We start from the raw sequence: 12,187 nt of genomic DNA, 5'->3' as shown, positions 1-12,187 counted from the left end.
CAGCAGTTCAGCGCGCTCAGCGGAAGGGTATCGGGGCTGGAGAGCGGCTTTGCCGACCTGAGCTTCCGGCTCGATGATCTCTCGGGCTCAGCGCTCGGCGGCATTGCTGCGGCTATGGCGATGGGCCAGGCCAAGATCGTGCCCGATGCCAAGGTGTCGGTCACGGTTGCCGGCGCAACCTACAAGGGCGAGCAGGGCTATTCCGCGTCGCTCACGGGCAAGGTCGGGGAGAAAGTCTATGTCTCGGCCGGGATCAGCGGCAACACCGGCGACAGCAGTGTCGGCGGAGCAGTGTCGGCTACTTTCGGGTTCTGACCAGGGACGGGGTGGTTACGCGCCACCCCCAATCCCCGCGCGGGATCAGGGCTGGATCCCGGCTGCACGCATTTCCATGTCGGTAACAACCCCATCGCGATCGCTATCGACGCGGTCGAAGTTGGCCTGCGTGGCAATGCGGTATTCGACAAGGGTGATAATCCCGTCCTTGTCGGTGTCGAACTGGTTCATAAGAGGCGTGGCGTCCACCGGGATAGCAGAGGGATTGGCCAGCGCCGCAAACTCCTGCGGGCTGAGCAGTCCGTCAGCGTTGGCATCGAGCTGGGCGAACACGACCTGGTTTTGCCGAAAGGCTTCAGCCTGGGCCGAGGCCTGCTGCGAGGCAATGATTTCATCCGGCACGACCATACCATTGCCATCGCCATCGAGCCTTTTGAACTCCGCATCCATCTGGGCGATGAAAGTGGCGCGGGTAAGCGGCTCGGGCGCTGTGGCGTCCTGCGCCGCAAGGCCTGCCGGAAACGCCGCAATCGCTGCAGCAGTCAGAAGAGCGAAACGCATACCGATAAGTCCCTCACATCGTTGACACGCCGAACAAACGGGATGCAGCGCCCCCGGTCAAGCATGAATACCCTTCTGCGCTTTCCCTTTGGCGTCAGCTGAACTCCAGTCCCTCGAACTCGCCCGAGTTGCGCCATTGTTCGATGTGGCGGAAGAACGCCAACGCCCCTCCCGGATGGCCAAGGTTGTACTTGTCGCGTTCGCGCAATCCCATGCCTTCATTGTTGTAATAGCCCGGCGTGCACTCGGTGTTCGCCAGCGTGTTGCGGTTGCCGGTAAGGAGGAAGTCGAGCCATTTCTGTTCGGCCTCCGCAGTCGGCTCGGCCGCGTCCAGTCCTTCGTCTTCCATGTAGGAGACCAGCGCCGCGATCGTATCGGCATGATCGACCAGATTGTGCGGGTAATTGGCGATGAAGGCCGCGCCCTGCGTTGCCTGCACCAGGAACGCGTTGGGGAACCCATGCATCTGCAGCCCATGCAGCGTACGCATTTCGCTGGCCCAGTGGTCCGACAGTTTCCTGCCCCCGCGCCCTACGGGATCGAAACCGGTCCGGTCGGCGAAATCGGTCCACACCTCGAAGCCCGAGGCATAGATGATGCAATCGACCTCATATTCGACGCCGCCGGCCACCACGCCCTTTTCGGTGATCCGCTCGACACCCTGCCCGTCGGTATGGATGAGCTTCACCCCCGGGCGGTTGAAAGCCTGCAAATACTCGTCATGGAAGCATGGCCGCTTGCATAGCTGGCGATACCAGGCCTTGAGGTTTTCGGCGGTGTCGGGATCTTCCACCAGCGCTTCGGCGCGGCGGCGGATTTCTTCCATCTTCTCGTAGTCGGCGTCCTCGAAGGCCTCCATCATCTTCGCCGGGGTCCATTCGGACATCGGCACCTTGGCCATATTGGCCCGGATGCGCTTGGCAAGGTCGGTCCAGCCATCGTTGACGAGGTCTTTTTCCGGCATGCCCATGCCGAAATGGGCGGTGAAATTTTCCTGCCATGCCTTCTGCCACCCGGCCTTGGAGACAGCGCCGAACCAGTCCGGGTCGATCGGCTCGTTGGCACGGACATCGACCGAGGACGGCGTACGCTGGAACACCAGCAGTTCCTTGGCAGTCTTGGCGGTTTCCGGCACGCATTGCACGGCGGTCGCACCGGTGCCGATGATGGCCACCCGCTTGTCGGCCAGCCCTGTCATCGGCGCGCCTTCGGGCGTCCCGCCGGTGTAGCTGTAATCCCACCGGCTGGTGTGGAAGCTCTTGCCAGTGAACAGTTCGATCCCCGGCAGCCCGGGCAGCTTGGCGACGTGCAGCGGCCCGGTCCCCATGCCGACATATTTGGCGGTGAAGCAGTCGCCGCGATTGGTCTCGATCACCCACACGCTCCGCGCCTCATCCCATTCCATGGCCGTGACCTGGGTGTGGAACAGCGCGTGTTCGTAGAGCCCGAACTGGTGCCCGATGCGCGAACAATGCTCGCGAATTTCCGGAGCGTGGGCGTATTTCTCGCTCGGCATGTGCCCGGTTTCCTCGAGCAGCGGCATGTAGATCATGCTGGCGGTATCACACTGCGCGCCGGGATAGCGGTTCCAGTACCAGGTGCCGCCGAAGTCCCCGCCCTTGTCGATGATGCGGACGCTGTCGAACCCGGCCTGCTTGAGCCGCGCCCCGGCGCACAGCCCGGAAAAACCGCCGCCGACGAATGCGAACATCACATGGTCGGTTACCGGCGCACGCTCCTTGACCGGCATATAGGGATCGACAGCAAGGTCGGAAAATTCGCTTTCCAGCCGGATATATTGCTCCGAGGCATCCTCGCGCAGGCGCTTGTCGCGCTCTTCCGCATACTTCGCCTTCAGCGCGTCCCTGTCGATTGCCGGTGCCGTTGTGGCCATCGCATCTCTCCCTCGAAATACAGAGTGACACATTCGTCTCACTATGCAACCTTTCACGGCGGAGAGAGGAGAGCAATATGGCCACTGCCGTGCAGGAAGGGCGCGCCGTCGCGCCGGTCGATGTCAGCCGCGAAGCGCTCTATGTCGAGGACCGCTGGCACGAGCCCTTTGCCCAGCTGCGGCGCGAGATGCCGGTCAGCTGGTGCCCCGACAGCCCCTATGGCCCCTATTGGTCGGTCGTCACCCACGAGCTGGTGAGCAAGGTCGAGCTCGATCACGAGACCTATTCCTCGAGCTGGGAGAACGGCAACATCACCATCTCGACGCCTCCGCCCGAAGCCAACCTGCCCAATTTCATCGCCGCCGACCCGCCGGTCCACACCGCCCAGCGCAAGGTCATCCAGCCGGCCTTCGCGCCGAGCCAGATGAAAACCCGTGACCAGCAGGTGCGCGAACGCTGCGCCTACCTGCTCGACAAGCTGCCCATTGGCGAGACTTTCGACTGGGTAACCCAGGTCTCGATCCCGCAAACCATGGGTATGCTGTGCATCCTGTTCGACATGGATCCCGATGCCGAGACCGACGACCTGAAGCGCTGGTCTGACTACGCCAGCGGCGTCGGTGAAGAGGCGCAGTCGGATGCCTACCGCGAGGAATGGCTCAAGCAGATGTACCAGATGCTGGGGCGGTTCGACGAATTGCTGGAGGAGCGCCGCAGCGCCCCGCCCGCCGACGACCTGCTCAGCCGTATGGTCCATTCCGAAGCCATGGGGAACATGACCCCGATGGAGCGGCTGGCCAACATCGCGCTGCTGATCGTGGGCGGCAACGACACGACCCGCAATTCGATCAGCGGGCTGGTCGAGGTATTCGACCGCTGGCCGGAGCAGCTGGACGCTCTGCATGGCGATGCCAGCCTGATTCCCAACGCTGCGCAGGAAATCATCCGCTGGCAATCGCCGGTCACGCACATGCGCCGCACGACCACGCGTGATACCGAACTGGGCGGGCAGCATATCCCGGCGGGCGAGAAAGTGGTGATGTGGTACATCTCGGCCAATCGCGACGAGGCGGTGTTCTCCAACCCCGACCAATATGACGTGACGCGCGAGAATGCCCGGCGCCATCTCGCATTCGGCCATGGGATCCACCGCTGCGTCGGCGCGCGGCTGGCAGAAGCGCAGATCGGCACGGTGATCGAGGAAATCGTCGCCCGGGGCTGGCGGATCGTGCCGCAGGGCCGACCGACCCGGCTCGCCAGTCCGTTCCTCCATGGGTTCACTTCCATGCCGGTCAAGATCGAACAGCGGGGCTGACACACGATGTACAAACTCTACGGTGCGCTCGCGTCTCCCTACTCAATGAAAATGCGTGCCGTGCTGCGTTATCGGCGACTGCCGTTCACCTGGCATGACGGGAAAGAGCGGCAGGAAGCACTGCAGCAAGTTCGGGCACCGGTGATCCCAGTGCTGGAGTTTCCCGACGGGCACTTTGCCAACGATTCCACGCCGCTGATCTACGCACTGGAAAACCTGCATTCGAAACGGAGTATTGTCCCGACCGATCCCGCCATGTCCTTCCTGGCCCACATGCTTGAGGACTTCGCCGATGAATGGCTGACCAAGGCGATGTTCGGCTATCGCTGGCTGGCCGATGTCGACCAGGTGCAAATGAGCCGCTGGCTGGCCTTCGACATGATGCATGGTGGCGGATTGGAAGCAAGCCAGGCGGCTGGTGAAGCTTTTCGTCAACGGCAGGTGGGTCGGATGGCTATCGTGGGCTGCACGCCAGAGAACTTCCCGCTGATCGAAGCCTCGACCCGCGCAGTGCTGCAGGCGCTGGAAGACCATGTGACGGACAGATTCTTCCTGTTCGGCAGTCGCCCCAGCCTCGCCGAGTTCGGCTTGCTCGGCCAGCTCTCCCAACTGGCGGTCGACCCGACACCGCAGGCGATGATGCGCGCCGACTATCCCTACACTTATCGCTGGCTGACCCATCTCGATGACCTGTCGGGCGTCGAAGGCGATTGGGCCGAAGAACCATCCGAAGCGGCGCTGGCAATCGCCAGGGTTGCAGGCGAAGTCTATGCGCCTTTCCTCGCTGCCAACGCCGCCGCGCTGGAAGCCGGAAAAGAGACCTTCGCCATCGAAGCGATGGGCAAACCCTATTCGCAGGGCACCTTCAAATACCAGGCCAAGTGCATACTGGACCTGCGCGCACGCTATGCTGCGCTCGATGACAACGACAGGGCACGCGCCGCCGGGTGGATCGGCCCGGCCTGGCAAGCGCTGCTGGACTAGAGGGGAGAAACAGGACCCATGGCTTTCCGCATGACAGAGATGGTGGGATGCGAATTCCCGCTGTTTGCCTTTTCGCATTGCCGCGACGTTGTCGCCGCTGTCAGCCGCGCCGGCGGTTTCGGCGTGGTCGGCGCCGTCAGTTCGACGCCCGAGCAGCTTGAACAGGAGCTGAGCTGGATCGACGACCATGTCGACGGCAAGCCCTACGGCGTCGATGTGCTGATCCCTGAAGTGCAGGCAGTGAAGATGGACATCACCGCCGACCAGATCATCGCCCAGATCCCTGACAAGTACCGCGATTTCACCCGCGCGATCTTGCGCGAGGCGGGGATTGCCGAAGAGAACGCTGCGCCAATGGGCGGCTCGCAGCGGCCTAACACGTCACTCGGGCAGGAACTGCTGGAGGTCGCGTTCAACCATCCTGTGCGCCTGATCGCCAATGCGCTGGGCACTGCTCCGCCGGAGATGATTGAGGCCGGCAAGAAGCGCGGTATCCCGGTCGCGGCGCTGGTCGGCGCGAAGGAGCACGCGATGAAGCAGATCGCTGCCGGGGTCGACATTATCGTCGCGCAGGGCGGCGAAGGCGGCGGGCATTGTGGAGACGTGAGCACGGTTGTGCTGATCCCCGAAGTGCTCGACGCGATTGCCGAGGCCGGGGCCGACATTCCCGTGCTCGCCGCCGGCGGGATCATGACCGGCAAGCAGATGGCCGGGATGATGGCGATGGGAGCCGACGGCGCATGGTGCGGCAGCGTGTGGCTCGCCACCAGCGAGGCCGAGACGACCGAAGTCTTCCGCGAGAAGATGATCGCGGCTTCCAGCCGTGACACCATCCGCTCCAAGCACCGGACCGGCAAATACAGCCGCCAGCTGCGCAGCGCGTGGCACTACAAGTGGGAAGAGGCGGAGATCCCCGCACTGCCCATGCCGTTGATGATGCTGCTTTCCGAACCGACCCTTCGCGCGATCGACAAGGCCAGCGTCAACGGCAACCGCGCGGCGCAGGAACTGGCAACCTATTTCGTCGGGCAGGGCGTCGGCATGGTCAAGGAACAGCGCGGCGCGGGCCAGGTGGTGCAGGATTTCAAGGAAGACTTTGCCGCCGCCTATGAACGGATGATGGGGCTGCTCGAATGAGCGCGCAGGCGCTACCGCGCGTCTGCATCATCGGGGCCGGGTGCAGCGGCTTCACCACCGCCAAGCGGATGAAGGATTACGGCATCCCCTTCGATATCATCGAAGCCTCCGACGATATCGGCGGCAACTGGTACTACAAGAACCCCAACGGCATGTCGGCCTGTTACCAGAGCCTGCATATCGACACGTCGAAATGGCGGCTGGCGTTCGAAGATTACCCGGTGCCCGACGAGTGGCCGGATTATCCCAGCCACGAGCAATTGCTGCAGTATTTCCACGATTACGTCGCGCATTTCCGGCTGCGCAAACACATCCAGTTCAACACGCGCGTCGAGAAAGCCGAGCGCCGCGCCGATGGCGGCTGGGACATCATCCTGTCGGACGGCGAAAAGCGTTTCTATGACGCGCTGGTCGTCGCCAACGGGCACCACTGGGATGCACGCATTCCCGAATATCCCGGCCATTTCGACGGGCCGCAGATCCATAGCCATGCCTATTGCACTCCCACCGACCCCATCGATTGCATGGGCAAGCGCGTGCTGGTGGTCGGGCTCGGCAACAGCTCGATGGATATCTCCTCCGAGCTGTCGCAGCGGACCGTGGCCAAGAAGCTGTTCGTTTCTGCGCGGCACGGGGTATGGATCTTCCCGAAGTATTACCAGGGCCAGCCGCTCGACAAGAACCCGGCCCCGGCGTGGATGCCCAAGGGCCTCAGGCAATGGCTGGGCGGCCGGCTGGTCAAGAAGCTGGTCGGCAGGATGAGCGACTATGGCCTGCCCGAGCCTGAGATCGGCCCGTTCGAAAGCCATGGCACCGTCAGCGGCGAATTCCTCGTCCGGGCCGGATCAGGCGACCTGACCATGAAGCCGGGGATCGAAAAACTCGACGGGGACGGCGTGGTGTTCACCGACGGCAGCCGCGAGGAACTCGACGTCATCATCTGGGCCACCGGCTATGACATCAGCTTCCCCTTCTTCACCGATCCCGCGCTCAAGGCAGACGAAGACAACCGCCCGCCCGCGCTATTCAAGCGGATCATGAAGCCCGATGTGCCGGACCTGTTTTACCTCGGGCTGGGCCAACCGCTGCCGACGCTGGTCAATTTCGCCGAGCAGCAATCGAAGCTGGTGGCGGCCTATCTGGCCGGGCAGTACGCCCCGCCCTCAGCCGACGCGATGCAGCGCATCATCTCGACCGACGAGGAATATCACACCGGGCAGTATTACAACGCCCGGCGCCACACGATCCAGCTCGACTTCGATCACTACGTGCGTGACCTGCTCAAGGAGATAAAGGCTGGCGCGAAGCGGGCCAATGCAGCGGGCAATAGCCTTCCCGTCGATGCCAGAGCGAGCGAGCCGGCCTGAGGCGTCTGGCTATGGGATTTCGGGGCTGGTGATGGCCTGTGTGACCCGCAGGCGCATGCCGGGCAGGATGTGGTCGGGATCGGAAATCCGGTCACGATTGGCGTTAAAGATTTCCGGGTAGCGCATGCCGTCACCCAGGAATTCGCGGGCGATCTTGTAGAGCGTATCACCCCTCTGCACGACGTATTCCGATTTGAATTCGAGTTCGCGGTTGGCAACCCATTCGTCGATCGCCTCTGCCACCTTGGCGAGCGATTCGGGCCGGTAGCGCTTGCCTTCCGGCAAGGCCTCATCCGGAGCGTCCCAGCGCTGCAATGTCGGCAGCGCCACCTGGTCGATCCGCTCCGGCCCTTGCCGGGGCGACTGGACCAGCCCGAGCAGCCGTCTGACAATGCTGTTGCCGCGCTTGGCCGGATCGTTCTGCAACCAGTCAAACGGATCGGGATTGAGCCTGAAGGTCTGGGAATCCTCGTCATCGCGCACTTCCAGCCCGGCACGCTTGGCGCCTGCCAGCACCCATTCGAGGGCTCCGTCTGACAGCCCCAGGTTGGCCCCGCCGCCACCGACCGCCCCATGGACGCCGGGGAACCAGCGCTCCTGGTAGGGCACTTCCCATTCCTCGAAATCCTTACCGTGTTCCTTGCGGGCCAGCGCGTTGAGCTCGTCGAGCCGCTCGCGGGAAAACAGCGTGGGGCGGAAGGTCAGCCGTTCCTCGTCGATTGCCACTGCGTGCCGCGCCGACTTGATCTTGCTGGTCAGAATCGCGTCGTGGAAGCCGTATTTGTCATTGATGGCCTTTGCTCCGGGCAGGAAAGCCGGGACCCCCAGCGCTGCGACTGTGTCCCACACACCGACATAGCGGATGTCGAGCATGGCTGCGTTTTCATACCCCCCGGCGGGATCACGCTCGATCCGCAGGCGGCGATCCTTGTCACTGACGCACATGCTGCGGCAATTGGCGAGCCGGAAGTCCAGTGCTTCAGGCGATTCCTCGTTCGTCCGGCCCGCCGGTGCGCTGCGATAAATGGCAATCGCCCGCTCAATCTGGTTGGCGCTGATGACATCGAGGATCCCGGCGTGGCGCACCAGCCCGACAAAGGACCGCGCGGTGAATGCGCCGCGAGAAAACCCGAAGGCGTAGATTTCGTCGCCGGGCTCGTAGTTGAACGTTAGGAAGCGATAGGCATCGCGCAGCTTGAGCATCAATCCGTTACCGGTCGCACCCTGATACTTGCGGTTGATCCAGTTGGTGTTGGTGCCGATGCCTTCGTCATAATAGACAATCTGAGCGCGGCCATCGCGCGCCGTTGGGCGGACCATCTGCGCGATCTTGGCGACATTGGTCGGCTCGTCCACAGCGAGTTCGTTCCACGTTCCGTCGAAGCAGAATACCAGCCGTTTCGCCAATTTCTCCTCCCGCAACAAGGGAGCAATACTACCCGAATTACGGACTTTTTACAAAAGCGCTACTTTCGTTCGAGCGGGATGACGGCCATCGTCAGCCGGGAAATACATACCAGCCGCCCCTGCTCATCAACGATCCGGATCGACCAGACATGCGTCGTGCGACCTATGTTTTCCGGCGTGGCGGTCGCGTAGACATAGCTGTCGTAAACCGGGCGGATATGGTTGGCATTGATCTCCATCCCGACTGCAGCGAACTGGCTGCGGTCGACCACATGGCCAGCCGCGACGGAGCCCACCGTTTCTGCCAAGGCCACCGAGGCCCCACCATGCAGCCGACCGAACGGCTGATGGGTGCGAGCGTCGACGGGCATGCGCGCAGTGATCGACCGGTCGCCTACTTCGACGAATTCGATACCAATATACCCCGGCATCCCACTGTCGCCCAGGGCCGTCATGTCGGCCAGCTTGGGCAAGGTGCCGCCCCACCAGATGCTGTCAGTGCTCATGCCTGCGTCCTGCATCGGGAAGACACGCGTGTCCATCGGAGATTACATGTAAAGTATTTTGTCGCCTGCGTCCTATTATCCCCGAACAATTGCCTGAATGATGTCCATAGATCGCAAAAATTGAAATGAAAAAATTCAGGGGAATGCGATCATGGCCAAGAAGGCACCTAATACTATCCGTGAAGTATTTGTCCGCTTGCTGGATGATGCGAGTGGCAAGCCGATTGCGGGCGCTCGAGCCGACCTGGTGATCGATGGAAGCCCGGTTACATCCGCCGCTTCTGCCGGGAAAGACATGGTTGATGGTGGCGGCGTGGCGATGGCGGCTGCTGAACCCGTCGTCTCTCTTGCCAGTACTGCCGGCGTTGTCATCGCGGCCGCAACGACGGATCGTGACGGGCTGGCGCGCTTTTCCTCAGCCGGAGTCAGCAAGGCATTCGAACAGGATGCAGCGCTGGCCGTATCGCTCGATGGCGGGGCCAGCTCGATTCCCCTTCCCGTGGCTACCGGATGGCTCGATGTTGGGGCCATCAATGTTCGCGTTCCGTCCTCGGATTTTTCCTTTGGCGCGTTTGGCGGGATCGAAAGTGTCGGACCGGCAAGTCGCAACCAGCCGAACTGGACGCTTGATACCCGCGCGCTCGACCTGTCGCCCAACATCTTCCCCGGCTTCGAAGACCTCCACTTCGGCGATGATCGCTGCGAACGGATGATCCCCAACGACAACACCATGCGGCATTTCGAACATGCGGAAATCATCGTCCGCGATCGCAATGCACTGCAATGCGATGGTGCCAATGGTGTGGCGATGAACATCCATGTCGGTGAGTTGCTCAGTTACGACGTCACATGGAAGCGGCTGGGCTATTCCTTCGGCGAGCTGATCTATTCGCTGGCGCTGGCACCGGGCGAGCACGTCACGCTGGCTATCTCCAGCTGGGAACAACGGCAAATGGCGCGGATGAGCAGGGAATCGGTTTCCGCCGAGAACGCCTCATCGGACTACACCCGCGCCAACTCGCTGGTGGAAGTCATGAACATGACGAGCTCCAACTTCCAGTCCAGCCTGGGTATCGGCCTGAGCATTCCCAGTATCAACATGAATGTCTCCGCTGCGGTGTCCTATGACCGGACCAAGGTGGCAGCCAACGCCTCGCGCCAGTTCAATGAAACGATCCAGCAGAACGCGCACCGGATGCGCCAGGATCGCCAGACCATCGTTGCCGAGCAGTCGGAAACCGAAACCTCCAGCGTATCCTACCGCGCCGTGTGCAACCGCAACTATTGCCACGCGCTCAACATGTTCTTCCATGAGGTGCTGGAGAACCACCGGGTATCGACCTATCTGACCGGCCACCGCAAGGTGTTGCTGGTGCCGCACCAGGTCAAGGATTTCGATGCACACCGGGCGTTCTGCACCCACGGCTTACTCAAGCACCATATCCTCGACGATTGCGTCGATGATTGCTGCGAATCGCTCAAGCACGTGCTGTTTTCAGGCAAGGGCAGCGGCCCGGCTGCTGCCGCGGGTGTCGACGCTGCCAGGCTTGCAACTACCGTCAACCTCACGGTTTCGCTCGGCGAAACACCCCATATGAAGGACAACTCGCTAACGGTTTTCCTTTTCCTGCGCGATGGTTCGATGAGGAGCGTCAAGCTCACCCACGACGAACACTGGCCCGGCAATGCAAGCTATTCTGCCACTGGCGTCGTCGACCCCTTTGACCCGGCTGACGTAACCGGCGTTTCGCTGAAGAACGGCAGGACCTTCTGGATGTTTGGCGGCCATTTGGACATCATGAACTTCGCAGTGTCGACCACCGATCCCCAGCTCGGCGAAGTCGAACTGGCCAAGGGATCGATCCGGCCGCTGCGGCGGGAAGAGATGTCGAAGAAATTCCCTTCGACCTTCATTCCCCCACAGGCAGAGGTCGCTGGCACCGCCGACCACGAAGAACCCAAGGATCACCAGGCCTGCGTCGCGGCCTATGTCGCGCATCTCAACTGCCACAAGCATTACTACAACGCGATCCTGTGGATGCTGGGCGATGTGAACGAACGTGTCGCGGAGTATGAAAACTACACTTGCAATGGCGGAGTACCGCTGTCGCACCATATCGACCCGACACCGCTTGGCGTGTGGGGGAACTACGTCGCATTTGGCGCGGCCGACGGTGAATTCGAGCCGCTGGACGAACCGCAGCTGGTCGCAGACCGGCTTGTCGTCCTGCCCAGTTCGGGCGTGTTTGCCGACATCGCGCTCGGCCAGTGTACTTCGTGCGAGACCCTGCCGGGTGAAGACGATCCATTCTGGAAGGTGATCGACAAGCCGAACAAGTGCGGCGGGGCCGACATCAGCCCGGTCGAGGCGGAGAGTGACTCGCTGATCGGAGATAACTCACTGGCCTTCGCCACGCCCTCCACCACCGCCTGGGCGACCTTCCTTGCGCTGCAGAATGCCGAAGCCAACAGCCTCCAAGCTCTTGTGAAGCTGGCCGTTGAGAAAGAGCTGGCGAAGAAAGACCCGACCGCACCCGACCCGCCCGACCCCAAGGACAATGACAAGACCAAGGAGCCGGACAAGGACAACAAAGATAAAGGCGGCAAGACCAACGATGACACCACCGGCAGTCAGGACCCGGGGGGAGCAGGCGATGGCGGCGGCACAACCGGCACCACCCCAGGCGGCTCAACTCCCGGCGAGGAAAACCCCGACTAACCAGTCAGGGGAAGGCATCG

General features: G+C 62.2%; 10 protein-coding genes. 6 read left to right on the top strand and 4 right to left on the bottom strand.

The genetic code is table 11. The annotated features are described in order from the left end of the window. A partial coding sequence (locus QPW08_RS14705) for a hypothetical protein (protein ID WP_284126664.1) occupies nucleotides 1-315 on the top strand: 315 nt, incomplete at its 5' end. Nucleotides 316-360: 45 nt separating this feature from the next. Here QPW08_RS14705 and QPW08_RS14700 read toward each other — a convergent pair. After that, entirely contained in the window at nucleotides 361-837 is a 477-nt protein-coding gene (locus QPW08_RS14700; protein ID WP_284126663.1) for an EF-hand domain-containing protein, read from the bottom strand. 94 nt (nucleotides 838-931) lie between these two features. Next, nucleotides 932-2,731: a flavin-containing monooxygenase gene (locus QPW08_RS14695; RefSeq protein ID WP_284126662.1), complete on the bottom strand. Its 1,800-nt coding sequence runs from the start codon at nucleotides 2,729-2,731 to the stop codon at nucleotides 932-934. A gap of 77 nt (nucleotides 2,732-2,808) precedes the next feature. Here QPW08_RS14695 and QPW08_RS14690 point away from each other — a divergent pair, with 77 nt between their 5' ends. From QPW08_RS14690 to QPW08_RS14675, 4 genes are read left to right on the top strand one after another with little or no spacing between them, the layout of a single operon-like run. Continuing rightward, the gene (locus QPW08_RS14690) at nucleotides 2,809-4,047 is read left to right on the top strand and encodes a cytochrome P450 (protein WP_284126661.1); all 1,239 of its coding nucleotides are present in this window, start codon (nucleotides 2,809-2,811) and stop codon (nucleotides 4,045-4,047) included. A gap of 6 nt (nucleotides 4,048-4,053) precedes the next feature. Next, nucleotides 4,054-5,031 carry a glutathione S-transferase gene (locus QPW08_RS14685; protein WP_284126660.1) on the top strand — a complete coding sequence of 326 codons (978 nt, stop codon included), beginning with the start codon at nucleotides 4,054-4,056 and terminating at the stop codon, nucleotides 5,029-5,031. An 18-nt stretch (nucleotides 5,032-5,049) separates the two neighbouring features. Then, nucleotides 5,050-6,168, top strand: coding sequence for a nitronate monooxygenase (locus QPW08_RS14680; protein WP_284126659.1), 1,119 nt, complete (start codon nucleotides 5,050-5,052; stop codon nucleotides 6,166-6,168). Further along, the gene (locus QPW08_RS14675; protein ID WP_284126658.1) at nucleotides 6,165-7,535 is read left to right on the top strand and encodes a flavin-containing monooxygenase; all 1,371 of its coding nucleotides are present in this window, start codon (nucleotides 6,165-6,167) and stop codon (nucleotides 7,533-7,535) included. Before QPW08_RS14680 ends, QPW08_RS14675 begins: the two co-directional genes overlap by 4 nt. A 9-nt stretch (nucleotides 7,536-7,544) precedes the next feature. On the opposite strand, the gene QPW08_RS14670 is transcribed toward QPW08_RS14675, so the two are convergent. Together QPW08_RS14670 and QPW08_RS14665 are read right to left on the bottom strand one after the other, a co-directional pair. Then, nucleotides 7,545-8,942, bottom strand: coding sequence for a phospholipase effector Tle1 domain-containing protein (locus QPW08_RS14670; RefSeq protein ID WP_284126657.1), 1,398 nt, complete (start codon nucleotides 8,940-8,942; stop codon nucleotides 7,545-7,547). Nucleotides 8,943-9,001: 59 nt separating this feature from the next. Next, nucleotides 9,002-9,448 (bottom strand): hotdog fold thioesterase, encoded by a 447-nt coding sequence (locus tag QPW08_RS14665; protein ID WP_284126656.1) that lies wholly within the window; start codon nucleotides 9,446-9,448, stop codon nucleotides 9,002-9,004. Nucleotides 9,449-9,599: 151 nt separating this feature from the next. Between QPW08_RS14665 and QPW08_RS14660 the strand changes: the two genes are divergently transcribed. Continuing rightward, complete coding sequence (locus tag QPW08_RS14660; protein WP_284126655.1) at nucleotides 9,600-12,167, top strand: hypothetical protein; 2,568 nt, start codon at nucleotides 9,600-9,602, stop codon at nucleotides 12,165-12,167. Nucleotides 12,168-12,187 lie beyond the last annotated feature (20 nt).

This window comes from Parerythrobacter aestuarii, assembly GCF_030140925.1.
GTDB classification, from domain to species: domain Bacteria; phylum Pseudomonadota; class Alphaproteobacteria; order Sphingomonadales; family Sphingomonadaceae; genus Parerythrobacter; species Parerythrobacter aestuarii.
This window is presented reverse-complemented; position numbering and strand designations above follow the sequence as displayed.